The organism is Sphingobium sp. CFD-1 (assembly GCF_024611115.1).
Taxonomy (GTDB): Bacteria; Pseudomonadota; Alphaproteobacteria; order Sphingomonadales; family Sphingomonadaceae; genus Sphingobium; species Sphingobium baderi_A.
Genome location: NZ_CP084400.1, coordinates 65,143 through 89,965 on the forward strand (window position 1 = coordinate 65,143; position 24,823 = coordinate 89,965).

Sequence of the window (24,823 nt, forward strand, 5' to 3'; positions counted from 1 at the left end):
CAAAGCCGGCAATATCGGCGGTTTCGCTGGGTGGGCTCCGGTCATGGCCCAAGCGACGCACCGTCCTTCTCCTCATCTGACCCCTAAGCCGGCCGTCCGGCCCATCCAACCCGCAAGCCATCGGGCCGAGTTGCCGTGTGCCACGGCTGCCCGCACCACCCCTTGTCTCGGGGTTCCCCGGCGCTGCGCTGCCGGTGGATGGGCCGTCCTGTCCGCCTTGGCCGGGGATCAGTCGAAGGGACGGTCCCTTGGACCCACATCGAAGGAACTCAGGCCATGCAGAACCTCGTCATCCTCGCCGGCAATGTCGGTGGCACGCCGGAAACCCGCACCACCCAGGGCGGCACCCGCATTACCCATTTCAGCCTCGCCACCTCGCGCCCGAAGCGCGACAGCAACGGCAAGATCCTGCGCGACGACAACAATCGCCGCCTCGAGGACACCGAATGGCACCGGATCACCTGCTTCAACGGCGTCGGCAAGACGGTCGAGCAATATGTCGACAAGGGTATGAAGGTCATGGTCCGGGGCCGTATCCACTACACCCGCTGGACCGACAGCGAGAATATCGAACGCTACGGCGTCGAGATCATCGCCGACGAGGTGACCTTCCTCACCCGCGCCAAGTCCAACGAGAATAGCGGCGGCGGCAACGAGCCCGAAGACGATGAAATCCCCTTCTGAGCTCGGACAGGGCGGCCCGGCGGCATCGCCGCCGGGCCTCTTATCCTGTTCAGGCGCGGCATGGTCCCAAGCGGATCAGCGGGATCGGCATCGCCCCTTGGCATAGCGCTCCCAGCGCAGCACGGTGCCGGTCGCAATCATCGCGCAGCTGAGATCGCCGATGCCGGGCGCGTTGCACCAGGCGCCGGTCCGGTTGCCCTTGGCTTCGCCGGTCGAGACGCAGCGCATGGTGGGGCCAGCCACGCGAATATGCCCGGTGGATGTCTGGCCGCGCGGTCCGCCAAGCAGGCGCACCAACGCATCGCGGGCGGCCGGGCCACTTGCTCTCGGACAGGGCTGGCCGGGGCGGCAGCTGTTGTCGATCTCGCGCGCGGCAATGCCGGCGAGCCGCACATGGGCGCCCTCGCGGCACCAGATCGGGCCATCGCCATCCCAGACGCGCGTCGGTGTGCAGGCGAAGGTCTGATCATTGGGGACCACGGCGGCGGCAAGCAGGAGCGGGAACAGCATCCGGCGGGGCTAACCGACAAGCGGCGGCCTGTCATCCGGACCCGTTGGATGGAGCGGCAGGCAGGGCAAGGGGTGGGGCGCGACATCGGCGGGGACCTGGCCTCCTGGCCGGCGGGTTCGCCCGCTCTCAATCGGCGCGATCCTTGGTCCACCCGGTGACCTTTTGCGATCAACCCGCAAGGGGTCCGGTCGCTTCGCTACGGCTTTTTGGGCCTCCAGCCAAAAAAGTGATCGCGGCCACCGGCCGGACACATCGGGCGCCTGTCGAGCGGGACGAACCCGCCGGCGCGCAAAGGAGCCTCGACATGTTCACCGACATCGCAATCGCTCGCCGCCACGCCTTCAGCCTCTCGCGCAGCCTCATGATGGTCACCTTCGTCATCGCGATCGGGCAGCATTACGGGGTTATCACCGCCGAAGACGCCGACGGCAGCGTCGCCATCGTCACCGAATTCGATCCCTTTGCCTGACGGCTCGACCGGGAGCCGCTCGGCTCCCGGTTATTCCCCGCGCTTCGCTCGCGGCTTGCGCCGAAGACGAGAACCGATTGTTCAGATGCCGCGACTATGCTGCGATAATGACGATTGAGGCTGCGATAGCGAATGCCGGCGATGATGCCCTGTGGGCGCGCGTCACCCAGGAGGTGAACGCCTGGCGCGGTGCCTGTCTGCAATGCTTCGCCGCGGTGGAGGTGGCCGTTACCGAGACTTTGCTGCATCTGAGCGCTCAGCCGGGACGAGGACAGTCGGTGAAGCTACGGCATTTGGTCGGGCAACGGCTCGATGACCTTGCTGCACTCGTCAATGAGGGCGGCCCCTTTTCCGTGGAGGGAAAGGGTGTCGCGAGCCTGCTGGCGGAATTTCGGCACCAGGAAGGGCTGCGCACGATGCTCGCCCATGGCCAGGCGAAGCTGACAGTCGAACGGACCAGTCGATGGGCCGCCATCTTTCGTGTGATCGCGATCCGGGCACGGCAGGCTGATCGTTCGACGCTCGTGATCGAAGAGAACGAGGCGGCGGAGAGGCTTCAGCAGCTCCGTAAGGTATCGCAGAAATTGTGTTCTGCACTTGGCAATCTGCGACGGGCGGTTGCCGTCTGAAAGTCGGATTTCTCTGCATCTATGCGCTGAGAATGGCGGCTCCGGCGCGGCCGGACCGGGCTCTAGGCTTCGCCCTGAGCCTTGTGCCAAGTCTCAGCCCATTCGGGTGACGATCCCTGCCGTGACTGCTCGCACTTCTCAACCCTGCGCGCAAACTATGGCCCGGCCGGTCGCGCCGCGCGCTGGAGGGCAGTTGGCCAGGCCCGCACGCAGGTGCTCATCGTGCAGCAATATGTGCCAGGGACGGTCATGGCCCCGCGCCGCGAGATAATAGGCCGCGCCGTCGCAGCCGACCATGCGGCATCGGGCCTGCCGGTCGATGAGGCTGGCGCCTGCTCCATGGAGCCCGATCAGGGCATCGACATCCTCGCGCATCAACGCACCGCAGCGGCGGCATTGCGATCGGACGAGGATCTGGCGCAGCCGCATCGCCTGGAGTGACGCGGTCCAGGCCGGGGCAAGGCGGAAGAGAGTGGCGCTGCTCGTCATGATGGGCGGAGGATAGCGCCGGGCTCTCCGCGGAGCCAGAGAATCAGGACACCGCGATCATCTCTTCGCGATCCCGCCCGCCAAGACCTTCCTCCTGTCGGCTTGCCTGGCCGGCGCGCGCGCCCGCGCAAGCCCGCTTTGCGGGCTTCTCCACTGCCGTTGCGACCCTGCCGGTGCGCGGCCGCGCTCTGCCGCCGGCCCTTGGCACGCCTGTCGGAAGGCCCCGGCGGGCGGGGCCGGACAGATCAGGAGCGTTCTCATGTCCCAATCCTCCCCGAATGCGATGAGCCAGGCCGAGCGGATCGCCCGCGTCGCCGAACTCAATGACGCGCTTCGCCGGTCCATCCATAGCCCGGGCCGCAACCAGATCGTGATGACTGCGGGCGTTGCGGCGCTGATCGGCGACGTCGCCCTGTTCCGCGGCTTTCGCCGCCGCGCGGAGATCCTCCGGATCGTGCGCGACTATGACAGCTTCACGCCCGACAACGATCCGATCGACGAGCATGATTTCGGCCGCTTCGAGTTCGAGGATGCGATCCTCTACTGGAAGATCGACTATTACGATCTCGAGCTCGCCTATGGCTCGCCGGATGCCGCGAACCCCGAGGTCACGACGCGCGTGCTCACTATCCTGCTGGCCGACGAATATTGATCCGGCGCAGCCATCCCCCCGACCGGGGGGATGGCCCGCATAGTCTGCTTGAGCAGACTATGCGGGCAACGGACGCCGCATCCGCAAATGCGGGAGGGGGGGGCGCGGGTCCGAGATGTCGCGCGATTGCGCGTGGCCGGCGCCAGTGGCGCCGTTCGCTTGCCCGTTCACTGGCTCCAAGGAGACTTATCATGGCCGCATATTTCGCCGCGCATCCCGATCACGCGTTTCTCTTCGCGTTCGGCTGCTTCGCCCTCACCGTCTATCTGTTCCGCTATGTCGGTCCCGGCATTGGGGGTGGCGGCGACTGGTCCTCGCGCGATCATTATGAGCGCAACCTGCGCGATGGTCCTGACGACTATTGCTGAGGTGCCGCGGTCATGAAGACGATCGTCGTCAGCCTGCTCAAGGGCGGGGTCGGCAAGACCTTCCTCGCCAGTCATCTCGCCTGGTATCTTGCTGAACCGCCTGAGCGCCGCGTCGCCTTCGTCGATCTCGACCCGCAGGGCAGCTCGACGCGGCGCCTGGGCGCCGAGCGGCAAGGCGGATTTTCCGCCGACCTGTTCGATCCTGCCGCTGCCCTGTGCGCCGACGGGCAGGCCGGGCTAACCGTGCTCGGTGCCGATCCCCGTCTCCAGATGGTCAAGGCGGCGCAGGATGTGCGCGACTTCATCGGCCGCTTCCCGGCGCTCCGCCCGCATTTCGACTATTGCGTTATCGATACCGGTCCCAAGTGGGACGAGCTCACCTTGAGCGCGATGGCGGTCGCCGATGCCGTGATCGCGCCGGTGCAGGTTGCCGAGGATTCGGTCGAATGCGCCAAGATGCTGCTGACCGCGCTGCGCAAGGCCGAGGCCGCGCGCGCCGGCCGCAAGATCGCTTTCCTCGGGCTCCTCCCCTCGATGGTCAATCCGTTCGACCGGCGCGAGATGGAGAATGCGGTGAAGCTGGCGCATGCGGTCGGCGAGAAGCTCATGTTCCCGGCCTTCATCAAGGCGCGGCCGACCTACAAGCATGCCGCGGAAAATCATCGTCCGGTATGGCAGGAGACCGGCAGCGGCGCCAAGGCGGCGGCCGAGGAGATCCGCGCGGTGCTCGCCGAGATCGAGGGGCGCATGACAAGCCAGGAGGTCGCGGCCGCCTGATGGGCAAGTTCGACGAGCGCATCGAGGAGTTCGGACTTCTTGTCGGCGACCATGAACGGGCGCGCCGGGTCGAGGATATCGAACTTGCGCGCATCCTGCCCGACCCCGGCAATCCCCGGCGCAGCTTCGACGATGACGCGCTCGCCGAGCTGGCCGCCTCGATCGCGTCGCGCGGCGTGCTGCAGCCGATCACGGTTACGCCGCCCGACGCGAACGGCATGCACCGGATACGTCTGGGCGAGCGCCGCTTCCGCGCATCGCAGCTGGCGGGCCTTGCCACGATCCCCGCGATCGTCGTGCCGGTCGGCGAGGGAGTGCAACTGCTGGCCGACCAGATCGTCGAGAACGACCAGCGCGCCAATCTGTCGTCGGTCGAGCTCGCCCATGCGATCGCCCGGATGCTGAAGGGCGGGATGAACCAGGTCGAGATCGCGGCGGCACTCGGCCGATCCAAGCAGTTCGTCTCGCTCTATGCCGCCTATGGCGACATGCCGGCCTATCTCAAGGCGGCCCTGCCGTTTGCGCCTATTCGCCTTCTCTATGATCTGCACCGGACGGCGAGGGACTACCCTGCCGAGGTCGAGGCCTATGTCGCCAGCTGGGGCGACGCCGGCGCAACGCTCGCCGCAGGATCGCGCTTCATCGCCGAACTCAAGCAGACGCACCCGGCGCCGGTCCCTCCGCGGGCGCCTGTGGCACAGCCATTGGCCCCCACCGACCGCGATCCGGTTCGATCGGGCCTCACGGACAAACCCTCCGCGCCGATCCGATCTCCTAGACTACCGGTCTTGGTCGACGGCTTCCCTGCGTGGCTCCCGCTGGCGCCTTTGGTCACGGTGATTTTCGAGGATGGCCGCGAGCGTGAAGTCGCTGCCTCGTCGATCGGTCCGACCGGCGAGAGAAGCGAGGCCTTGCCAACAACTGACCCGCCTCCTCCGCGTTCGTAGTTTATCTTGCACGATGGTTTGGGCCGTACCCTTCGGGGTGCGGCCCTTTTCGTGTCGATGGGCGGGGGCAGCGCCGAAGGCGCCGCCCCTTGCTGCGGACGATCGGTGTTCGAGAGGGGTTCGCTGGCCGAAGAACAATAGTCTGCCCAAGCAGACTATAAGATGAGTTGAGTAAAGGTAAGGGCCGGATAGGCTTGGCGCCGGGGATGTATGACAATAGCGTTGGGGACATGCCCGTCCTCACCTTTCGGCTCGACGATGATGTCGCCCAGCGTTTCGCCGCGCTCGCGGCGGTATCGGGCGGCCGCTCGGCGCTGCTGCGCCGCTTGATCGGTGACGCCTTGGCCATGGAGGCGGGGGAGGGGCATCAGGCGCCGCGCGCCCGCCAGCGCGCAACCTGCCGGGTCGAGGTTCGGCTGATCCCGGAAGAGATCGCCGCGCTCGACCGCGCGGCGGATGTGCTGGGGATGAAGCGTACCGACTGGATCACCACGTTGCTGGCGCGGCGCTTGCGCGCAAACGCGCCCTTGCCGCGCGAGGAGCGGGCGGCCGTCGCGCAGGCGTGGCGCGAGCTCAATCGGATCGGGATCAACCTCAACCAGGCGACCCGCGCGCTCAACGCCTCGGTGATGGTCGAATCCGGCCTCGACGTCGCGCGGGAAGCGGCCAGGGTCGCAAGCTTTAGGTCCGAGATCGTCGATGCGCTCGCCGGTCTCGGGGCCGCGCTCAAGGGCGATCTTCGCTACTGGGACATGGCCGATGCGTGAGGAGGAGGGGGTTCTCCCGCTTCCCAGCCTGATGGAGGCCTGGCGGCCGCCGGCAGGCGGCAAGCGGACCCTGCGCGGCGCCTATGTTCGGATCAAACCGGGCGGAAGCGGGGGCGGGGCCGCCCGGCCGATGTCGATGGGCCAGGCCGAGGCGCGCGCCAAGCTCGAGCGGATCGTGCGCAAGGCGCCCGAGGTGATGGTGAAGGTCTCCGGCAAGCAATATGGCGCTCATCATGTCGCCGAGCATTTCGGCTATGTGGCGCGCCACGGGAAGCTCGCCGTCCGATCGAGCGAGGGCGAGATTATCACCGAGCCGGATCGGCTCAAGGCGATCGCTCAGGACTGGGCGATGCTCGACGAGGCCATGAACGAACATGGCCGGGAACGGCCGACGTCGATGTCGCTGGTGCTGTCGATGCCCGGGGGATCGACCGACGCCGAGACGCTCCATGATGCGGCGCAGGCATTCGCGCGAATCCTGTTCGAGGGGAACCATGCCTATATGCTGGCGCTCCATACCGACACCGATCATCCCCACGTCCATCTGACGGTGGCGACCGAAGGGGCGGACGGAACCCGCTTCAATCCGCGCAAGGCGGATCTCCATCATATGCGTGAGACCTTCGCGCATGAGCTGCGCGCGCGCGGTGTCGCGGCGGAAGCGACACCCCGGCGGGCGCGCGGTCATGTCCAGAAGCGCGTGCGGTCAGCCGCGCTCCATCTCGATGCCCGGCTTGGGGCCGAGGGGCGCAGGCTCAATCTCGCGCAGCTCAACGAACTGCGGGCGCAAAGCTTCGTGCGTGCGGCCGACCAGGAGCGCCGGCCGGAAGATGTCATGGCGCTGGCGCGCCAGAAGCAGATCCGCGGCGCCTATGCCGAGGCCGCCGTCGCGCTCGCCGCCACCGGAAAACCGGAAGATCGGGCCTTGGGGCAGGAAATCGCCGGCTTTCTGGCGGCGATGCCGCCGGCGGTGTCGCGGCGGCTCGCGCGCGCACGGGAGATACTGCAATCCGAACGGCCGCCGCAGGAGCGCCGAAACGAGCCGGAGGGCGTTTCGCCGCCCACAGGTGCGGACGAGGGGCGGCCACCGCCTCACCGGGATCGGGAACGATGATGGCCGGCGCTCCCGCGGGCGGCTTGCCTACCTTGCCTGTGTGGCCTTGGCATCCTATCTGGATGCGATGCCAAAATATCTTGGAAAATAGCGAATTTAGGCGCTGATACGCGCTTCTAGCTTGTTAGAAAAAAGCGTGTTATTATCTAACAGATAGGAGCACAGCCAGTGTCTGCGGTAGCCGATCGGATCATGAAGCGCGTGCGCGGCAAGGGCCGCGGCTGGGTGTTCACGCCCAAGAGCTTCGTCGACTTCGGGACGCGTGGGTCGGTCGACATGGCGCTGTCGCGCCTCGTGACCGCCGGCGACATCCGGCGCATCGGCCGGGGTCTTTATGACTATCCGCGCCAGCATGACAAGCTCGGTGCGCTCAGTCCCGATCCCGCCAATGTCGCCAAGGCCCTCTCGACGCAGAGCGGGGACAAGCTCGCACCGTCGGGCGCGGCGGCGGCGAACAGGCTCGGGCTATCGACCCAGGTTCCCGCCCGGGCCAGCTATGCCACGACCGGCCGCACCCGGGTCAGGCAAGCGGGCGGGCGCAGCCTGACGCTCAAGCACAGCCGCGCACCGGTGCTCGACAATGCGCCGGACTCGGTCAACGCGGTCGTGCAGGCGCTCGCGCATCTGGGGAAGGACAATATCGATAGCGACAAGATCCGGCACTTCGCCGCCCGCCTCGATGATCGCGACATGCGGATGCTCGCCCAGGCCAGGGCCGAGATGCCCGGATGGATGGGCGACGTCGTCTTAAAGATCGGCGCCGCCCGCAATGGATGAGTTCGCACGCAGACCAGCCGAGGATCGGCGCGCCTTTATCGATGAAGCGGCGGCGCGGCGGGATCTGACGCCGATCATCATCGAGAAGGATTTCTGGGTCTGCTGGACGCTACGCCGCCTCGTCATGTGTCCCGACCTCGCCGGTCACATGACCTTCAAGGGCGGGACCTCGCTGTCGAAAGCCTATGGGATCATCGCGCGCTTCTCCGAAGATATCGACCTCACCATCAGCCGCGCGGCGCCGCTGCTCAGCGAAGTCGCCTCGCCGATGGACAGCGACATTACCGGCAAGGAGCGCGAGCGCCGGACCAAGGCGCTCAAGGCGGCGGCACAGGCTTATGTCGCCACGGTCGCCATGCCGATCCTGGCGCGCGAAATCGAAGTCGCTCTCGGCACGGCCGAGGGCTGGAGCCTGGCGCTCGATCCCGACGACAAGGACCAGCAGACGCTGCTCTTCGTCTATCCGCGCACCTCGGGTTACGGGCTCGCCTATGGCGAGAATTACGGCGGCGCGGATGAAAGCGGTTACATCAAGCCGCGCATCAAGCTGGAATTTGGCGCCCGCGGCGACACGGAACCGTTCGCGCTTCGACCGATCTTGCCTATCTGGCCGAAGACTTTCCCGAGGAACTGCCGGATCCGGTGACCGAGGTGCCGACGCTGGCCGTTGCGCGGACCTTCTGGGAAAAGGTCACGATCCTTCATGCGCTCCATCATAACGGCAAGCTGCGCGAGGGCATGTCGCGCCATTATTATGACGTGCTGATGCTCGACCAGGCGGGCATCACGAACGAGGCGATGGGGCGGATCGATCTGCTCGAGCAGGTCGTGCACAACAAGAGCCTGATGTTCGCGGACAGGTCGGCCTCCTATGACACCGCCGTGGTTGGAACGCTGCGCCTGTCGCCCGATGGCGCGACTTGGGAGAAGCTTGAGCGGGACTATGGCGCGATGTCGGAGATGTTCATGGCCGCGCCGCCGAAATTCGAGGCGTTGATGAAGGGTCTGGCGGCGATCGAGGGGACGATCAACGGGCGTTGATGCCGGAGACCGCGAATGAGCAAGTAATCTAAGTATTTGAAATAGAACGATAAAAGACTGATAATATTTCTTATGTTAAATCAGTGCCAGCATCGCACAAGCGAGTGGCGGCTCACGCACCGAAGTCTGGCGTCAAAAGCCGAAGGCGCACCGAAAAGCTGCTCGGGCTGCCGAAACCCGACAGGTTGGCAACCAGCTGGGTTTCGTGCCTGCACAAAGATGGGCTAAATGCGGGACCAATGGAATCGAGCGAGGGAACTTGCATGATCACCGCCAAGCACATCCCTTGGGAGCCGATCGGCACTTTGCCGGAAGACCGGAAAGACGGCCGTCGCTTGCTGCTCTGGGAGGTTGACCTCCCTGTGATCGGGCGATGGGATAGCGACCGTGAGGGCTGGGAAAATCCCGAAAGCATGCATATCCTGGAAGAAGTCATCTACTGGGCCGACATCACCCCACCCGTGTGATGAGTGGATAGGAAGGGGTTACTTATCGGTATCCGCAGTTCGACTGATTCAATAGTGCGCCAGCGTCCGGCCGATGCCGATCCGTCTGAACGGCGGCTTGGTCTTAAAGATATCGATGAGATCGAAAGCGCCGAGCGCGAAAGCCGCGATGTCGTTGCCGGCCTTCAGGACGATGAGCTCGCCGGCATTGTGTCTCTTCGCGATCATGCTGTTGTTGGGATGAGAGGTGCTGTCTCCCGCGGCGGCTCCGCTTCGAGCCAAGAGAAAATCTGGCTAAGATCGTGGTCCGTTTAGGCAGCGATCGTCACCATCGGTGGTGCCTCTCCCTTGGTCATGGCGCGGCCCCGCCCGCGGGATCTGCTGGAAGCGGGATCACATTGGCCTCGCCGAACAAAGCTGTCACCTTCGCCATCGCGAGCTCGCTTAGAATCTGGGTGAACAACAGCGCCAATCGGCGCTTCGGTCTGGAGCACGCGACGTAGAACAGGTTGCGATTGCTCTCGAAGGATTCGACCTTGTCTGCCGGGGGGCCTGGGTCGAGCCGTTCCAGCATCTGCGCGAAATTATACTTGTTCCAGCCACGGCCGACGATGACGAGCACGTTCTCGAACTCCGCACCCTTCACGCCGTGCTTGGTGGCGAAGGGCGTGTGACCATCGATGAACGCATCCACCGCCATCAGCTCGGTGTAGGCGACGTCCCGTAGCCTTCGCAGCTGGGCGATCCTCCGAGACTCGCCTTCGACCGGTTCGGGTCCGGCGTCGGCCAAGCGTTGCTCGCGGTCCAGCACCGCCTCGGGCAGATGCATGTGAGCCTGGCCTTTGATGAGGTCGATGACGGCGCCGATCGTGCCGGTCGCTCGCAATTGGATAGGCTTCTGCCAGGATCGAGCGATCGGCGGCCGTCAGAGAGATGATCGACTGAACCGCCGACCAGGCAAAGCCCACATTGGTGCGATGGCTGGCGCGGTGGATCGGGTCGCTCGCATAGAGGCGTCTCGCCTGGAAGCGCTCCACCCAGTCTTGCGGATAGTCGACGATGTGGACCGAGCGAACCGCAGGCTTCAGGTCGACATGATGGACCAGGGCATAGTGCCGAAAGCCCATGGCCTTCGTGATTTCGGCCATCAGGTCAGACAAGGCCGTAGCGTCCTTGATCGCGCCAGCGACAGCGCAGAAATCCTGAACTTGCCCAAGCCCGATCATCATATGGCCGGCGAGATCAGAGCAGCGCTTCCATGTTGAGATGACCATCGCGAACCGCGCGCAGCACCAGCTGCGTGCGTCGTCGCACGCCATAACGCCTGCGGGCCGATTCAACATATTCGTGCACGGTATCGCGGCTGAGGCCGAGGATCTGGCCGATCTCCCAGTCGCTTTTGCCTTGCGCGACGAGCGCGATGCATTCGACCTGGCGAGGACTGAGAGGGACGCAGGCCAATGGCCCTGCCCTTTCGCCAAGCAGCTCGCGCGCCCGATCATAAGCGACCGAGCCGAGCAGACGGGCGGTCAGAACCTCTTCTGCACTCAGCGGCTCGTCGCGTGATCGGGCCGCAGTGAAGATCGCCTCGGGCTCGCCCGGGGTCCGGATCGGCAAACTGTAGCCCGATGCAAGGTCATGATCCCGGGCGCGGTCAAGGATGCCTCGCTGGCGCGGCGTGAGCTCCAGCACGTCGCCGACACGGTCCCAGGCCAGTCCAGAGGGCGTACGTGCGCAGGCCGCATGGATGGGATCTTCGAGATAATGGCGCTCTTCGAGCACTTCCTCGAGCCAGGCCGACGGATAGGTTGTGAGGAACAGGCTTTGCTCGTCGCCGCGCCGAAGGTCGATATTGTGAAGCAGCGTGAACCAGCGGAAGCCAAGATCGCGCACGGCGGCATCGATCGTGCCATGCAGATCGCCAAGGGTTTCAGCACGCTGACAGTCCGTCGCAAAGCGCGTGAGATCATCAAGGCGGCCGCAGTCTTTTATCCTGTTCGCCATAGGCGACGGAAGCTCGTTCGCGAGGAGACGGCTCGTCCACACCTAAGCGGCGAGCGCCATGATTATCAGGATGAGTTGAGAACGATTCGCAACAATCTACGATTAGAATGGATCGCCTATGACACTTTATCCGCCGGCAAAGTGTCATAGCTGACAACCCGTCTGTGGCCGCCGATTTGGGATTCACATTGATCCTGCTTTGTGCTTGATTCCATCATGTTATGTTTCATGCAGGCAAGCCTCTTGAACCCTCCATTGGCTGTGATGTCGCGGCCGTGCTCGAGACGCTGGCGACCGTATCGAGCCGGCCCCGTTATGCCTTCATGCTGCTCAACCTGATCGCCCAGGTGGCGGGGCCAGATGGAAGCGCCGGTCCCTGGGTCAGGCGGAACGATGGGCTCGTTTCCCTGCGCGATTGGCTATGCGACGCATTGACCCCGATGGCCCAGCGTGGTCCGCGCAGCATTACGCTGGCCGAGCGGGTCGAGAGCGACCTCGCTAGAAACGGACTGCTCCCCGGCGATCCGGAGAAAAGGCGCGGCGTGATCGCGGAGGAAATGCGGGCACGCATTCGCACAGCCGGCAAGAGTAATCTCAGTCGCGCCGTTTCCGAACTGGTGAATGCAGGCCTGCTCCGCCGACATTATCAGGGCTATCGCGTCGACCATCGGAACCGTGGCGGCCAGCGCCACGCCGTCTATACCTTGATCGGCGATGCTCTGCGTCTAGTGCCGGGCATCAGCTCCACACCGAATCTGCCCGTGCAAGGCGAACTTGCCCTCCCAAGATGATTGCGCAGTCGAACCGGGATTGCTGCAGTAGTGTGCTGTGAGGTCGGGTAACGATGTCCGAATAATAAGGCCAGTCAGAACGTCAGCATTGACCTTGCCGGCAATTACATCAGCCATTCCCGTCAAGGATCGCCATGGCCTTCTTCGACGCGAATGGATTGTCAGATTCGGAATGAAGCCGGGCACGCGAGCCATATAATCGCGGTAAACCTCGCCGAAGTTGGCTAGCGCCTCCTTTTCCTCATGCCGAGCCAGCCGAATATACATCACGACGAGCACCGGAAACATAGCAAGGGTCAAAAGGGTCGGCCATTGTAGCAAAAAGCCGAGCATGACGAGAATGAAGCCGACATATTGCGGGTGCCGGATCCGGGCATAAATCCCAGTAAGGGCCAATTGGTGTTTGCGCTGACTCAAGTGAAGGGCCGTCCATGCAACCGAGATCAGCCAGTAACCCACGCCGATCAGCACAAAGCTGGCGATGTGGAATGGACCGTAATGGGGATTAACTCGCCAGCCGAACATCATCTCCAGGAGATGTCCAGCATCGTGGCTCCACCAGTCGACAGCGGGGAAATACGACTGGAGCCACCCCGAAAGCACGAAGATCGTGAGCGGGAAGCCATACATTTCCGCGAAGAGCGCTATGATGAAAGCGCTGAACGCCCCCAAACTGCGCCAGTCTCGTTTAGTTGCCGGCTTGAAGAAGCTGAACGCAAAGAGGATGAAAACGGCGGCGTTAACCAGCGCGAGCCCCCACAGACCATAGCCATAGTCGGCGTGCGTCATCGCGACTCTCCTTCGATGCGGCCGTTGGGATTGGCCGGTAAGCCGGCGGGTGCCTGACCGGGCTCATGGCCATGCTGATGCCCACCATGGCCGCGGTGCATGAACAGGTGCATGAGCGGGCAGGCGAGCAGGATGAGATAGGGCAGCACACCCAGGAAGTGCGCGGTATGCTCGGTGAGGAGGAAGAAGCTAGCGACGAGCAGGAAGCCGATCAGAACGATCTTGCCGCGCTTGCGCATGCGATGGTCATGTTCGCCCATATGCCGTCCTCTTCTGGTCAACGTCCGGGCAGCATAGGCTCGAGTCCAAGGAGCAAGGTATAAGTAGAGACCGAAGTCCCCCGGGCATCGCGCAGGCATGGGTAAGGCGATCGATGGGATCGGCCATCGGCGTTCGGGCGACGCAGCTGTCGGGGAGCAGCAGTCGTGCTGCGGATTTTGCGTATAGGCGTGCGGCGTCCGCGAACCAATGCTGCGCTCACGAACATAATCGTGAGAGGCAGGCCCGCGTCCATGCAAAAGAGAAAGAAACGGCACCATTCCCGCGTGACCATCTTCGAGCGTGAAGCAAGGATCGATCTGGCCAAGCGCCCGGCCGATGGTCTCGGCGTTGCCTTTCTCGGCGCATCGGGAACGGTCACAGGGTCGCGTTATCTGGTGGACGATGGTGAAACTCAGATCGTGGTCGATTCCGGCCTGTTTCAGGGACCCAGGGATCTGCGCCGCCTTAATTGGGCATCGATCCCACCCGAAGTCGCGGATGTCGGCCAGGTGCTGCTGACCCACGCCCATCTCGATCACTCGGGCGCACTACCGCGCATGGCGCGCCTGGGCTGGGACGGGACCGTCCTTGCCACGCGGGCGACCGCGGCCCTGTGCGAGCTCCTTCTTCCCGACAGCGGCCATCTGCAGGAAAAGGATGCGGAGTTCGCCAACCAGCACGGCTTCTCCAGGCACCAGCCGGCGCTGCCCCTCTACACCCAGGCCGACGCGCGTCTGGCATTGCAGCTCTTCCGCCCGATCGAGTTCGGAGCGTGGCATGCAGTCACGGACGGCATCAGGGTGCGCTACCATCGCGCCGGCCACATCCTCGGCGCGGCGTCGATCGAGATCGACTGGAAGGGGCGGACAATCCTCTTCTCAGGCGATATCGGCCGTTACGGCGATGCGGTGATGAAGGATCCCGAGCCGCCCGCGCGCGCCGACTATGTCCTGGTGGAATCGACCTATGGCGATCGGCGCCACGAGCAGGTCGATCCGACAAAGACGCTTGGAGATCATGTCGAGCGATGCGTCGAGAGAGGCGGGACGGTGGTGATCCCGGCCTTCGCCGTGGGACGGGTTCAGTCGCTTCTCTATCATTTCTCGCGTCTGCGCGCGCAGGGACGCCTCCGCGACATCCCGATCTTCCTCGACAGCCCGATGGCGATCAACGCGAGCGGGCTGATGTGCGATTTCATGGACGAGCATCGCCTGGCTCGCGCCGAGTGCGAAGCGGCGTGCAGCGTCGCGCACTATGTGCGCGAAGTGGAGGAATCCAAGGAACTCACCGCCAACCCCACCCCCAAGGTCATCATCTCGGCCAGTGGAATGGCAACGGGCGGCCGCGTGCTCCACCATCTCAAGCGCTTCGCGCCGGATGGGAAGAACCTCATCCTCTTCTCGGGCTTCCAGGCGGCGGGCACCCGCGGCGCCGCCATGATCGGCGGCGCCCGGACGATCAAGATCCACGGCGAGTATATCCCGGTCGAAGCCGAGGTCGCCAACCTGACGATGCTCTCGGCGCATGCCGACAGCGACGAACTCATGCGCTGGCTCGGGTCGCTGCACGAGGCCCCGCGCCACGTCTATGTCACCCATGGCGAGCCGACCGGCGCCCAGGTCCTGGCGAAGCGTGTCTCGGAGGAACTGGGTTGGGCATGCAGCGTACCGGCGCTGGGTAGCTGGGGCATGCTCGCGTGAAGCCCGGGATCATCGAGGACGCCGAAGCAGAGCCTGTCGCGACGACGCTGCGGGCACGCCGCATCGGCCTGTCGGCTGCCGGAAGCGATCTGATCGCGGTCATGCGCCACGACTGTCCCGTCTGCCGCTCGGAAGGTCTTGCGTCCCGCGCGCAGGTCGCGCTGCGCGCCGGCGGGCGGGAAATCGTCGTCTCGCTGCTGCACAGCTCCGCGGAGACTCCAGCGCCCGGCGAGATCGGCCTCTCCGAATCCGCATGGCAGCGGCTCGGCGTCAGCGATGGCGATCCGGTCGAGATCGCGCACGCCCAGCCTCTCGCCTCGCTCGCCGAAGTGCGTCGGCGCATCTATGGCAATCGTCTCAGTGACGGGGCTTTTTCAGCGATCATCACCGACATCGCCGAGCGACGCTATAGCGATGTCCATCTCTCGGCGTTCGTCACGGCCTGCTCAGCGGTCCCGCTCGATACGGACGAAACGATCAGCCTGACCAGGGCGATGGTCGATGTCGGCGAGCGATTGCAGTGGCCCGGAACGGTCATCGTCGACAAGCATAGCGTCGGTGGCTTGCCGGGCAATCGCACCACGCCGATCATCGTCTCGATCATGGCCGCGGAGGGCCTGATCATGCCCAAGACATCGTCGCGGGCGATCACCTCACCGGCCGGCACGGCGGACACGATGGAGGTGCTGGCACCTGTCGACCTCGACGTTTCCGCAATCCGCAAGGTGGTCGAGCGCGAAGGCGGCTGCATCGCCTGGGGCGGCGCCGTCAACCTCAGCCCTGCCGACGATGTGATCATCGGCGTGGAACGGGTGCTCGATATCGATGCCGTCGGGCAGATGGTCGCCTCGGTGCTGTCCAAGAAAATCGCGGCCGGTGCGACCCATCTGGTCATCGACATCCCGGTCGGGCCGACCGCCAAGGTACGCGGCGCCGATGCCGCCGACACGCTCGAGCGGGCGCTGAGCTCTGTCGCCCAAGCCTTCGGGCTTCGCACGCGCGTGATGCGCGGCCCCGGCGCCGAGCCGATCGGACGGGGCATCGGTCCGGCGCTCGAGGCGCAGGATATCCTTGCCGTGCTCCAGGGGCAGCCGGGCGCCGAGGATCTCGCCCACCGGGCCTGCGAGCTGGCGGGAGGACTGCTTGAGCTCGCGGACGCAGCCCCGGCCCGCGAAGGTTATGCGCGTGCGCGGGCGTGCCTCGAAAGCGGCCGGGCCTGGGCCAAGTTCCAACGTATCTGCGAAGCGCAGGGCGGCATGCGGGCTCCACCGGTCGCCCGGTTCCAACAGGATATGATCGCTCCCTATAGCGGCCGCCTGGTGAGTATCGACAATCGCAAGCTCGCGACGGTCGCGAAGCTTGCCGGCGCGCCGATGGCCAAGGCCGCCGGCGTCGCGCTGCAGTGTCGGCTGAACCAGATGGTGGATGCCGGGGCTCCCTTGTGTAGCATTCATGCCGAGAGCCCGGGCGAGCTCGACTATGCGGCGGCCTATGCGGTGAGCGACGGGCCGATCTTCGGGATTGAAGCGCTATGAACCGTCCCGTGCTGTTCGCGCTGTCTGGCAGCGAGGCCCTGGCACAGCCGCTATCCGCCGCGCTCGATGCAGAGGTCGGCACGATCGAGCATCGTCAGTTTCCTGACGGGGAAACCTATCTCAGGGTCGGAAACGACGTCAGCGACCGCGAGGTCATCCTGCTGTCCAGTCTCGATCATCCGGACGCCAAGCTGTTGCCGCTGCTGTTCGCAGCCGACACCGCGCGCGATCTTGGCGCTCGCAGGATCGGGCTCGTCGCCCCTTACCTCGCTTACATGCGCCAGGACATACGCTTCCATGCCGGCGAGGCGGTGACGTCGCGAACCTTTGCTGCGATCCTGTCTCGCCATCTCGACTGGCTGGTGACGGTCGATCCGCATCTCCATCGCTACCATGAATTGTCGGAAATCTACCGCATCCCAACCCAGGTTGTTCATGCCGCGCCGTTTTTGGCCTCGTGGATCAAGCGCAATGTCGCTCGCCCGCTGATCATCGGTCCGGACCTGGAAAGCGAACAGTGGGTCTCGCAGGTGGCGGCCGATGCCGATGCTCCGTTTCTCGTGTGCGAGAAAATCCGATCCGGCGACCGTCACGTCACCATCTCGATTCCGAATGCCCCAGCGTTTCTCGATCGCCAGCCGGTGCTGGTCGACGATATCGCCTCATCCGGTCGGACCCTCACCGAGGCGGCGCGCCAACTGGTCGGCATGGGGTTCGCGCGACCGGATTGCGTGGTCGTGCATCCGCTTTTTGCCGGCGATGCAGCGCAGGTTCTGGGTGGGCTTGTCGAAAGGATCGTCAGCACGAACGCGGTTGCACATGCGTCGAATGATATAGACGTCATGCCAGCGATCGCGGAGGCCGTTCGCCACCGGATTGAATGGCGTGCTGCGCGTCAGTTCTAAGACGGAAATGAACGCCCGGCAAACGCTGTGCGCGTCCTCATCCATTGACCCTAAACGAGTCCGAACCAATCTCCTGAGATCTCCCTTTCGGAGAAAATCGCGGCAGGGAAGGAGGATATGTCGTGTCGCACACACGCTCGTTCATCGATCCCCTCGACGTTGCTGGGCACCTGAAGCTTGAGCCCGAAGTAAAGCGCGCCACCCTGCTATCCTGGGCGTCCGATCGCGCAGCCGTCAAGGGCCAACCCGCCCCCCTCGCCCGCCGGGCGCCAGTAACCCGCTGCCGGTCGACGATGTGATGGAAGCGTAGCGATGGCTCGATCGCGCCGAGGGCGGCGCGGGCAACTCGCATGCATCGTCCGGAGCAGAGACCCGGCAATGAGCCGCAGCGACCGCGGCATTGGTGTGAGCGGAGTAGCCGAACCCTCACAGTTTCGCTGTCCTTCGCCGTTTTGCCTCGCCAAATTTTTACTCTTGACCTGGGACCATAGTCCAACGTGCAGAGAAGTATCCCTTGAAGCGCTGCCCTCGCGGCACTGCGTATTGATCGATCTCGGGGGCTATGGGGAACAAGCGCGTCGTGCATATCGTCGATGACGAAGAGACAATACGAAAAGCACTAAGTTTCACGTTGCGGACCGCAGGGTTTGCCGTAGAAGCCTACGCTTCGGGGCCGGAGTTTCTGTTGAGCGCAGAGGACGCCGAGAAAGGCTGCGTGGTTCTCGACATGCACATGCCCGACATGGACGGCCTGCAGGTTCAGGCGGAGCTGACGCGACGCGGTATCGACATGCCCGTCGTGGTGCTGACGGGCAATGGCGATCCTACGCTCGCCGTACAGGCGATGAAGGCGGGCGCTGCCGACTTTCTCGCCAAACCGGTCGAGAAGGCCGCATTGCTCGGCGCGATCGACCGCGGCTTCAGCTGGCTTGAGAGTATAGCCCGTCGTGCCTCCGAACAGGCCGACGCTCTTTCGAAAGCCGCGAGACTGACGCAGCGCGAACGGGCCGTTCTGAGAGGAATTTCGCGAGGCTATCCAAATAGCCTTATCGCAGATGAACTCGGCGTCACGTCGCGCACGGTCGAGCTGCATCGGGCCAGTCTGATGATCAAACTCAACGCGCAAAGCCTGCCCGACCTGTTGCGGATCGCTTTCGCCGTCGACCTGCACGAATCGACCGAAAACGGGCACCCCTAAAATTCTCGGCCGTGCGATGCCGGATGCTATGCGGATCGGGCCGCGGCCAGTTCGGCGATGATCGGACAATCCGGCCGCTCGTCGCCTTGGCAGCGCTCGGCCAGGTCGATTAGCGTGTCGCGCAGCGCCGTCAACGCCTCGGCTTTGCGCTGAAACTCATCGGCGCGGGCAAGGGCAAGCCGCTTCACCTCCGCGCTGGCACGGCCGGTATTGGCCCAAAGGCTGAGCAACGTGCGGATCTCCTCGATCGGGAAGCCGAGATCGCGGGCATTGGCGATAAACCGGAGGCGATGGAGGTCGCGCTCGCCATAGTCACGATAGCCAGCACCCCGACGCGCCGGCGCCGGGATGAGGCCGATCTTTTCATAATGGCGGATCATCCGCTCAGAGACGCCGCTCTGCCGTGACGTCTCGCCGATGTTCACAGTGCTTTCCGGTTGAGGCGCAGCGCGTTGGTGACCACGCTCACCGAAGAGAGCGCCATCGCCGCCGCCGCGATAATGGGCGAGAGCAGAATACCGAACAGCGGATAGAGCGCACCCGCCGCTACGGGCACGCCCGCGACATTGTAGATGAAGGCGAAGACGAGATTCTGGCGGATGTTCGACATGGTCGCTTGGCTGAGCCGCCGCGCCCGGACGATGCCAGTCAGGTCGCCCTTGAGCAGCGTGACGCCAGCGCTCTCGATCGCGACGTCGGTGCCGGAACCCATGGCGATGCCGACGTCGGCGGCGGCCAACGCGGGGGCGTCGTTGACACCGTCGCCGGCCATGGCGACGACCCGCCCCTCGCGCTTGAACCTGGCGACCACGGCGCTCTTCTGATCGGGCAGCACCTCGGCTTCGACCTCGTCGATGCCCAGGCGTCGGGCGACCGCTTCCGCGGTCGTGCGGTTGTCGCCGGTCAGCATGACCACGCGAATGCCCTCCGCCTTGAGCGCGGCGAGCGCTTCTGGTGTCGTGGCCTTCACCGGATCGGCGATCGCGAAGGCGCCGCCGACTGTGCCGTCGACCCCGATGAAGATCGCGGTGGCGCCATCCCGGCGCAGCGCGTCGGCCTGGCTGGCGAGCGCATCGGTCGCAACCCCTTCGTCGGCAAGGAACTGCGCATTGCCGAGGACGATGCGCCGCCCTTCGACCGTGCCGAGCGCGCCGCGCCCGGTCGGCGAGTCGAAGTCGATGACGTCGCTCGTGACGATGCCGCGATCCTTCGCGGCCTCGACGATTGCCAACGCGAGCGGATGCTCGGACGCCCGCTCGACCGAGGCGGCAAGACGCAGCAGCTCGGCTTCGTCGAAGCCGGGCGCCGGCACGACCTGGGTGACGGCAGGCCGGCCTTCGGTCAGCGTGCCTGTCTTGTCGACGACGAGAGTGTCGACCTTCTCCATATGCTCGAGTGCTTCGGCATTTTTGATGAGGACACCGAGCCCGGCGCCGCGGCCGACCCCGACCATGATCGACATCGGCGTTGCCAGCCCCAGTGCGCAGGGACAGGCGATGATCAGCACGGCGACCGCCGCCACCAGCCCATAGGCGAAGCGCGGCTCGGGACCCCAGATGCCCCAGGCGATGAACGCGACGGCCGCGACCGCGATGACCACGGGCACAAACCAGCCCGACACCTGATCGGCCATGCGCTGGATCGGCGCGCGCGAGCGCTGCGCCTCAGCGACCATCTGGACGATGCGTGCGAGCATGGTATCGCGGCCGACCTTGTCGGCGACGATCACCAGCGCACCGGTCTGGTTGAGCGTGCCGCCGATCACTGTGTCGGCCTTTGCCTTGGTGACGGGCATGGATTCGCCGGTGACCATCGACTCGTCGAGCGAGGAGCGGCCGTCCTCGACTACGCCGTCGACCGGCACCTTCTCGCCCGGCCGCACCCGCAGGCGGTCGCCCACCGCAACCAGATCAAGGCTGATTTCCTCTTCGTTCCCATCAGAACCGATCCGGCGCGCGGTCTTTGGTGCAAGGTTGAGCAGCGCCTTGATCGCGCCCGAGGTGCGTTCCCGCGCGCGCAGTTCGAGCATCTGGCCGAGCAGCACGAGGACGGTGATCACCGCGGCCGCCTCGAAATAGACGGCAACCATGCCGTCCTCGCCGCGGAAGGCCGGCGGGAACAGCTGAGGCGCGAGCGTCGCGATGACGCTGTAGATCCAGGCGACCCCGGTCCCCATCGCGATCAGGGTGAACATGTTGAAGTTGCGGGTCTTGAGCGAGGCCCAGCCACGCTCGAAGAACGGCCAGCCCGCCCACAGCACGACGGGTGTCGCCAGCACGAACTGGATCCATACCGAGATAGACATCGGCACGAGGCGATGGATCGCGGGAAAGACATGCGCGCCCATCTCGAGGATCAGCACCGGGAGAGCCAGCACGAGGCCGACCCAGAAGCGCCGCGTGAAATCGACTAGCTCGTGGCTGGGGCCGCTGTCGGCGGTCACGGTCGCGGGTTCGAGCGCCATGCCGCAGATCGGACAGGACCCGGGATGGTCCTGGCGGATCTCGGGATGCATCGGGCAGGTCCAGATCGTGCCTTCGGGCGCCGCGACCGGCGGCGTCGGCGGGCCGAGATAGCGCTCGGGATCGGCGATGAATTTGGTCCGGCAGCCCGCGCTGCAGAAATGATAGCTTTCACCGCTATGCTCGGCGTGATGCGCCGTGGTCGCCGGGTCGACGGTCATGCCGCAGACCGGGTCCTTGACGCCGGTCGCCGCTTTAGCGGTGCCGTGGCCGCCGCAGCAACCGCCGCCATGCGCCGCTCCATGTGTCTCGTTCATCGCCTCGCTCCTTTCGACGCCTGACGATCTAGGGTCTGACACCGTGTCAGGGTCAATACGTAATCGCCTAAGTGGCCAAATCGGCGGGCCCGTTCGCTTGGCCGCCATCAGGCCGGGGAGCACGCCGTCGGCATTGGGCTGGGTATCGTCGATGCCATCGAGCCGCTGCACGGTCAGGCGGAAGGCGAGCCGCATGAGACCCGTGCTGGCGGCCATAATCGGCGATTACCAGGCGCCAATCCGGGCGCAGCATGGCAAGCATGGCGGCACGCCACCGCTTCTCCCGCGCCCACAGGCGGATCGCGCGATCATAGTCTTTCGTCGATCCAGTCCCGCGCGGCGGGGTGTACGATTGCATTGGCTTCTCCCAACGCGAGGCGTTCGAAACGATAAACTACATCGACATGGGTGGCGACAGTGTCCCCAGCCAGGCGACCAGCCCGAGAATGACGATCGCAAGACCGCCTTCGACGACGAGGCTCGCGCGCAGCAGCGCCTGCGCCCGTGGCGCGTCCTCTTCCTCGATCGCCTGCGCAAGTGCCGGGGTCAGGCGATAACGGTTGAGCGCGGCCAGGCCCAGCATGCCGGCGAAGAGCAGCAGCTTGGCGATGAGCAGCAGGCCGTAGGTCGACTGCCCGAGAGACGCGATGTTGCCCGGGCCGACCAGGAACCAGCCGTTCACCGTCCCGGTCAGGATCAGCAGGGCGACGATGATCGTGCCGACGAAGGAGAAGCCCCGCAGCGCTTCCTCGGCGAGCATGACCCGGTCCATGTCTTCAGTGGCGAGATCATCGGTTGCGAGCCTGGTAAGAACCAGCGCAAGGAATGCGGCAAGCGCGCCGACCCAGGCGCCCGCGGCGAGCAGATGGATGAGATCGGCCCCCAGTTGCAGCCAGCCCGCCTCGCCTTCGCCGGCCGCGCCATGCCCGCTCCAGGCGAGGGTCGCGAGTGCGACCGCGCCTGCCAGAGTGGAGGCGATGAAGGCAGGACGGGATTGCCGGCGATAGAAGGGGATGGAGAGCAGAAGAACGAGGAGCGCGACGAGGCGCGCCTTCAGCGCCGTTCCCATGGACGTGCCGTTGAACAGCTCTGCGACCATGGAAAGATCAGGCTGGGTGAGCGGCAGCCCGGTCATGGCCGCTGCCTGCAACGCGAACCCCAGCGCCGACAGCAGGAGGGCGAGACAGGCGAGACCGGCCACCATTGCTACCATCGGCAGATGCCGCTGTACCATCCGGCCGCCGCCGGGCGCATAGAGCGCGAACAGCGGCAGGCCGAACAACAGGCCGAGATCGACGTAGAGCGCCCAGCGGACGGCGACGAGTGCCACGTCGTTCATGGCGTCACTTGACGGTAAAGGCGAGATTGCCCTGGATGCGGTGCGTGTCGGTCGAGACGACGTGCCAGGCGACCTGATAGCTGCCCGCCATGAGCGGCTTGGCGAGCGTCAGCACGAGCGTCTTGTCGCCTTCGACGGACGTCTTGAAGCCGGTTACCGCCATGCGGTGGTTGGGCATGCCGGGCATGCCGGTCATCACGATCTCGGCGCCCGACAGCTTCGGCATCAGACCTTCACTGAAGGTGAGCGTTATACGCGACGGCGCCGAGACGCTGGCGTTCGCGGCGGGCGTCGAGGACACAAGCTTGGGATGCGCGTAGGCCGGAGCAGAAACACTCAGGCCGACGGCGGCGATAACTGCGAGAGGCGAAAAGAAACGCATTGGAACATTCTCCTGTAGATCCCATGAGACAATACGCAGCCCGAGCCCCCACCCCTCGCAATTATTCTTTTCAATCTACAGCAAGGGTTCCTGGACCATCGTGCGTATTGATGGATGAAGACGGAGAAGCACCATGGATGAACTTGACCACCTGCTCTCGCGGTTGCGCGATGCGCCTCTCGATCCCAGGCTCGGCGGCCTGGAAAGCCGGGTCATGGCGGAAATAGCGCGCATCCGGGCCATACCAAGCCTTGGCGCTATGACGTTCGGCATCGCGGCCGCAACCGCGCTGTTCATCGGAATTGCCGGCTCGGCAGTTTCGACACGGTCTGCTGATGCCAAACCGCTATCGCCCTTCGATGCTCGGCTCGCGCTTGCGCCCTCGACGCTGCTGAGCTCGCAGTGATGCGCGACCGCCGCCGGCTCCTGCTCCTCGTCCTGGTGACCTTCGCCGCGGCGATCGCTGGCGTTGTCATTGGCCGCGTCTATGTGGTTCCAGTGCGCCCGGTCGAAAATGAGCTGCACGAGCTGCTCCATCGCGATCTGAAGCTGAATTCAGCGCAACACAGCCGACTCGAGACAATCGAGAAGAACTACGCGATCCGGCGTCAAGCGCTGGAGGCCGAATTGCGCGCCGACAATGCGCGTCTCGCGGAAGCGATCGAAGCGGAGCATGGCTATGGCCCGCAAGTCGCAACTGCGGTGGATCGCTCGCACCAGGCCATGGGCGCGCTGCAGAAAGAAACACTTGAGCATATCTTCGCGATGCGGGCCGTGCTGCGCCCGGATCAGACGGACAAATTCGACGACGCCGTGGTGAAAGCGCTGACGGCCAAATCCGAATGACCGCGTGCCTCCCCGACTGCTCGGACGGGGAGCTCGCGGCTCTGGCGCTTGGAGGCCGGCAAGCGGCCTATGGCGAGCTGGTCCGCCGGCATCAAGGTTGGGTTCACCGGCTCGTGCGCAGCCATGTCGGATCTATGGATGAGGCATTGGATGTCACCCAGGCGAGCTTCGTCGCGGCCTTTGCCGCACTCAACCGCTATGACGTAACCCGACCCTTCCAGGTCTGGATGTCCCGGATTGTCATCAACAAATGCCATGACTGGCGGCGTCGGCGAGCGGTTCGAAATTTCTTTGCCCTAGCCCTACCGCTCGGCGAGGCGGACGGCGTCGCCGACGACGCACCGCTGCCCGATCAGGCGATCGGGGCCGAACAGCAGCTCGCGCAAGCAATGAAAGCGATTGCTGCCCTGCCGTCTTCCCTCAAGGACACGCTTATTTTGCGTACGATCGACGAGAAATCGGAAGCTGAAACCGCCGAAATTCTCGGGATCAGCCAGAAGGCGGTCGAAACGCGCCTCTATCGAGCTAGGGCACGCCTTTCGGAAATATTAAAGAAAGTTTGAGGGGGATGAGGCCATGCTGCGTATTCCCAATAGGTACGCCCTCTTTCTTAAAGCTGAGAC

Annotated in this window: 30 protein-coding genes and 3 pseudogenes; 21 read left to right on the top strand and 12 right to left on the bottom strand. The window is 64.9% G+C overall.

Annotation, left to right across the window (positions count from 1 at the left end; all coding sequences use genetic code 11):
- The first annotated feature begins 276 nt into the window (after positions 1–276).
- Positions 277–684 carry a single-stranded DNA-binding protein gene (locus tag LDB26_RS20495; RefSeq protein WP_007688067.1) on the top strand — a complete coding sequence of 136 codons (408 nt, stop codon included), beginning with the start codon at positions 277–279 and terminating at the stop codon, positions 682–684.
- Between the two features lie 75 nt (positions 685–759).
- Here LDB26_RS20495 and LDB26_RS20500 read toward each other — a convergent pair whose 3' ends face one another.
- Positions 760–1,194: a thermonuclease family protein gene (locus tag LDB26_RS20500; RefSeq protein ID WP_007688066.1), complete on the bottom strand. Its 435-nt coding sequence runs from the start codon at positions 1,192–1,194 to the stop codon at positions 760–762.
- Positions 1,195–1,499: 305 nt separating this feature from the next.
- Between LDB26_RS20500 and LDB26_RS20505 the strand changes: the two genes are divergently transcribed.
- Together LDB26_RS20505 and LDB26_RS20510 are read left to right on the top strand one after the other, a co-directional pair.
- Positions 1,500–1,664: a hypothetical protein gene (locus LDB26_RS20505; protein ID WP_007688065.1), complete on the top strand. Its 165-nt coding sequence runs from the start codon at positions 1,500–1,502 to the stop codon at positions 1,662–1,664.
- A gap of 107 nt (positions 1,665–1,771) precedes the next feature.
- Positions 1,772–2,293, top strand: a complete 522-nt coding sequence (locus LDB26_RS20510; protein WP_031295760.1) for a hypothetical protein — start codon at positions 1,772–1,774, stop codon at positions 2,291–2,293.
- A gap of 138 nt (positions 2,294–2,431) precedes the next feature.
- Here LDB26_RS20510 and LDB26_RS20515 read toward each other — a convergent pair whose 3' ends face one another.
- On the bottom strand, positions 2,432–2,782 hold the full coding sequence (locus LDB26_RS20515) for a hypothetical protein (RefSeq protein WP_066564291.1): 351 nt from the start codon (positions 2,780–2,782) through the stop codon (positions 2,432–2,434).
- A 259-nt stretch (positions 2,783–3,041) separates the two neighbouring features.
- Here LDB26_RS20515 and LDB26_RS20520 point away from each other — a divergent pair, with 259 nt between their 5' ends.
- The 10 genes from LDB26_RS20520 to LDB26_RS20565 all read left to right on the top strand — a co-directional run bounded on the left by LDB26_RS20520 (position 3,042) and on the right by LDB26_RS20565 (position 9,692).
- Positions 3,042–3,434, top strand: coding sequence for a DUF3768 domain-containing protein (locus tag LDB26_RS20520; protein WP_007688057.1), 393 nt, complete (start codon positions 3,042–3,044; stop codon positions 3,432–3,434).
- Between the two features lie 191 nt (positions 3,435–3,625).
- Positions 3,626–3,802, top strand: coding sequence for a hypothetical protein (locus LDB26_RS20525; RefSeq protein ID WP_013039042.1), 177 nt, complete (start codon positions 3,626–3,628; stop codon positions 3,800–3,802).
- Between the two features lie 12 nt (positions 3,803–3,814).
- Positions 3,815–4,579, top strand: coding sequence for a ParA family protein (locus LDB26_RS20530; protein WP_007688046.1), 765 nt, complete (start codon positions 3,815–3,817; stop codon positions 4,577–4,579).
- On the top strand, positions 4,579–5,526 hold the full coding sequence (locus LDB26_RS20535) for a ParB/RepB/Spo0J family partition protein (RefSeq protein WP_007688045.1): 948 nt from the start codon (positions 4,579–4,581) through the stop codon (positions 5,524–5,526). Before LDB26_RS20530 ends, LDB26_RS20535 begins: the two co-directional genes overlap by 1 nt.
- A 230-nt stretch (positions 5,527–5,756) precedes the next feature.
- Positions 5,757–6,293, top strand: coding sequence for a plasmid mobilization relaxosome protein MobC (gene mobC / locus LDB26_RS20540; RefSeq protein ID WP_031295761.1), 537 nt, complete (start codon positions 5,757–5,759; stop codon positions 6,291–6,293).
- Positions 6,286–7,407: a relaxase/mobilization nuclease domain-containing protein gene (locus LDB26_RS20545; RefSeq protein ID WP_007688043.1), complete on the top strand. Its 1,122-nt coding sequence runs from the start codon at positions 6,286–6,288 to the stop codon at positions 7,405–7,407. The genes mobC and LDB26_RS20545 overlap by 8 nt, the downstream gene beginning before the upstream one ends.
- A gap of 168 nt (positions 7,408–7,575) precedes the next feature.
- Positions 7,576–8,184 (top strand): DUF6088 family protein, encoded by a 609-nt coding sequence (locus LDB26_RS20550; protein ID WP_007688042.1) that lies wholly within the window; start codon positions 7,576–7,578, stop codon positions 8,182–8,184.
- On the top strand, positions 8,177–8,830 hold the full coding sequence (locus LDB26_RS20555) for a nucleotidyl transferase AbiEii/AbiGii toxin family protein (RefSeq protein ID WP_009823950.1): 654 nt from the start codon (positions 8,177–8,179) through the stop codon (positions 8,828–8,830). The genes LDB26_RS20550 and LDB26_RS20555 overlap by 8 nt, the downstream gene beginning before the upstream one ends.
- Positions 8,827–9,225 carry a nucleotidyl transferase AbiEii/AbiGii toxin family protein gene (locus LDB26_RS20560; protein ID WP_009823951.1) on the top strand — a complete coding sequence of 133 codons (399 nt, stop codon included), beginning with the start codon at positions 8,827–8,829 and terminating at the stop codon, positions 9,223–9,225. Before LDB26_RS20555 ends, LDB26_RS20560 begins: the two co-directional genes overlap by 4 nt.
- Positions 9,226–9,488: 263 nt before the next feature.
- Positions 9,489–9,692: a hypothetical protein gene (locus tag LDB26_RS20565; protein ID WP_007683427.1), complete on the top strand. Its 204-nt coding sequence runs from the start codon at positions 9,489–9,491 to the stop codon at positions 9,690–9,692.
- A gap of 48 nt (positions 9,693–9,740) precedes the next feature.
- Here LDB26_RS20565 and LDB26_RS20570 read toward each other — a convergent pair whose 3' ends face one another.
- From LDB26_RS20570 to LDB26_RS20585, 4 genes and pseudogenes are all read right to left on the bottom strand, one after another.
- Entirely contained in the window at positions 9,741–9,899 is a 159-nt protein-coding gene (locus tag LDB26_RS20570; RefSeq protein WP_007683426.1) for a hypothetical protein, read from the bottom strand.
- A gap of 124 nt (positions 9,900–10,023) precedes the next feature.
- Positions 10,024–10,563: pseudogene (locus tag LDB26_RS20575) on the bottom strand (ATP-dependent helicase); the annotation flags it as partial.
- 61 nt (positions 10,564–10,624) lie between these two features.
- Positions 10,625–11,014 (bottom strand): annotated as a pseudogene (locus LDB26_RS21575) (autoinducer binding domain-containing protein); the annotation flags it as partial.
- A complete protein-coding gene (locus LDB26_RS20585) occupies positions 10,914–11,675 on the bottom strand; it encodes a LuxR family transcriptional regulator (RefSeq protein WP_007683383.1) in 762 nt (253 codons plus the stop codon). The pseudogene LDB26_RS21575 and the gene LDB26_RS20585, both read right to left, overlap by 101 nt.
- A gap of 221 nt (positions 11,676–11,896) precedes the next feature.
- Between LDB26_RS20585 and LDB26_RS20590 the strand changes: the two genes are divergently transcribed.
- Positions 11,897–12,466, top strand: coding sequence for a hypothetical protein (locus LDB26_RS20590; RefSeq protein ID WP_013039076.1), 570 nt, complete (start codon positions 11,897–11,899; stop codon positions 12,464–12,466).
- 117 nt (positions 12,467–12,583) lie between these two features.
- Here the strand turns inward: LDB26_RS20590 and LDB26_RS20595 are convergent.
- A pseudogene (locus LDB26_RS20595) lies at positions 12,584–13,255 on the bottom strand (isoprenylcysteine carboxylmethyltransferase family protein); the annotation flags it as partial.
- Positions 13,252–13,515: a DUF2933 domain-containing protein gene (locus LDB26_RS20600; protein ID WP_007683380.1), complete on the bottom strand. Its 264-nt coding sequence runs from the start codon at positions 13,513–13,515 to the stop codon at positions 13,252–13,254. The gene LDB26_RS20600 and the pseudogene LDB26_RS20595, both read right to left, overlap by 4 nt.
- Positions 13,516–13,767: 252 nt before the next feature.
- Here LDB26_RS20600 and LDB26_RS20605 point away from each other — a divergent pair, with 252 nt between their 5' ends.
- The 4 genes from LDB26_RS20605 to LDB26_RS20625 all read left to right on the top strand — a co-directional run bounded on the left by LDB26_RS20605 (position 13,768) and on the right by LDB26_RS20625 (position 18,854).
- Complete coding sequence (locus tag LDB26_RS20605; protein ID WP_013849921.1) at positions 13,768–15,216, top strand: MBL fold/beta-CASP domain-containing RNA metallo-hydrolase; 1,449 nt, start codon at positions 13,768–13,770, stop codon at positions 15,214–15,216.
- Positions 15,213–16,751: a thymidine phosphorylase family protein gene (locus LDB26_RS20610; RefSeq protein ID WP_007683378.1), complete on the top strand. Its 1,539-nt coding sequence runs from the start codon at positions 15,213–15,215 to the stop codon at positions 16,749–16,751. The genes LDB26_RS20605 and LDB26_RS20610 overlap by 4 nt, the downstream gene beginning before the upstream one ends.
- Positions 16,748–17,656, top strand: a complete 909-nt coding sequence (locus LDB26_RS20615; protein ID WP_009823969.1) for a ribose-phosphate pyrophosphokinase — start codon at positions 16,748–16,750, stop codon at positions 17,654–17,656. The genes LDB26_RS20610 and LDB26_RS20615 overlap by 4 nt, the downstream gene beginning before the upstream one ends.
- 562 nt (positions 17,657–18,218) lie before the next feature.
- The gene (locus LDB26_RS20625) at positions 18,219–18,854 is read left to right on the top strand and encodes a response regulator transcription factor (RefSeq protein WP_007683376.1); all 636 of its coding nucleotides are present in this window, start codon (positions 18,219–18,221) and stop codon (positions 18,852–18,854) included.
- Positions 18,855–18,880: 26 nt separating this feature from the next.
- Here the strand turns inward: LDB26_RS20625 and cueR are convergent, their stop codons facing one another.
- The 4 genes from cueR to copC all read right to left on the bottom strand — a co-directional run bounded on the left by cueR (position 18,881) and on the right by copC (position 23,354).
- The gene (gene cueR / locus LDB26_RS20630; RefSeq protein WP_004212744.1) at positions 18,881–19,279 is read right to left on the bottom strand and encodes a Cu(I)-responsive transcriptional regulator; all 399 of its coding nucleotides are present in this window, start codon (positions 19,277–19,279) and stop codon (positions 18,881–18,883) included.
- On the bottom strand, positions 19,276–21,633 hold the full coding sequence (locus LDB26_RS20635) for a heavy metal translocating P-type ATPase (RefSeq protein WP_007683374.1): 2,358 nt from the start codon (positions 21,631–21,633) through the stop codon (positions 19,276–19,278). Before LDB26_RS20635 ends, cueR begins: the two co-directional genes overlap by 4 nt.
- Positions 21,634–22,027: 394 nt before the next feature.
- Entirely contained in the window at positions 22,028–22,972 is a 945-nt protein-coding gene (copD, locus tag LDB26_RS20640; RefSeq protein WP_007683373.1) for a copper homeostasis membrane protein CopD, read from the bottom strand.
- Between the two features lie 4 nt (positions 22,973–22,976).
- The gene (gene copC, locus LDB26_RS20645; protein ID WP_007683372.1) at positions 22,977–23,354 is read right to left on the bottom strand and encodes a copper homeostasis periplasmic binding protein CopC; all 378 of its coding nucleotides are present in this window, start codon (positions 23,352–23,354) and stop codon (positions 22,977–22,979) included.
- 133 nt (positions 23,355–23,487) lie between these two features.
- Between copC and LDB26_RS20650 the strand changes: the two genes are divergently transcribed.
- Genes LDB26_RS20650 through LDB26_RS20660 form a run of 3 tightly spaced genes read left to right on the top strand, consistent with a single transcriptional unit; the run spans position 23,488 to position 24,763 of the window.
- Positions 23,488–23,760: a hypothetical protein gene (locus tag LDB26_RS20650; RefSeq protein ID WP_007683370.1), complete on the top strand. Its 273-nt coding sequence runs from the start codon at positions 23,488–23,490 to the stop codon at positions 23,758–23,760.
- The gene (locus LDB26_RS20655; RefSeq protein WP_007683368.1) at positions 23,760–24,200 is read left to right on the top strand and encodes a periplasmic heavy metal sensor; all 441 of its coding nucleotides are present in this window, start codon (positions 23,760–23,762) and stop codon (positions 24,198–24,200) included. Before LDB26_RS20650 ends, LDB26_RS20655 begins: the two co-directional genes overlap by 1 nt.
- Positions 24,197–24,763 carry an RNA polymerase sigma factor gene (locus LDB26_RS20660; RefSeq protein WP_007683367.1) on the top strand — a complete coding sequence of 189 codons (567 nt, stop codon included), beginning with the start codon at positions 24,197–24,199 and terminating at the stop codon, positions 24,761–24,763. Before LDB26_RS20655 ends, LDB26_RS20660 begins: the two co-directional genes overlap by 4 nt.
- The last annotated feature ends 60 nt before the right edge of the window (positions 24,764–24,823 follow it).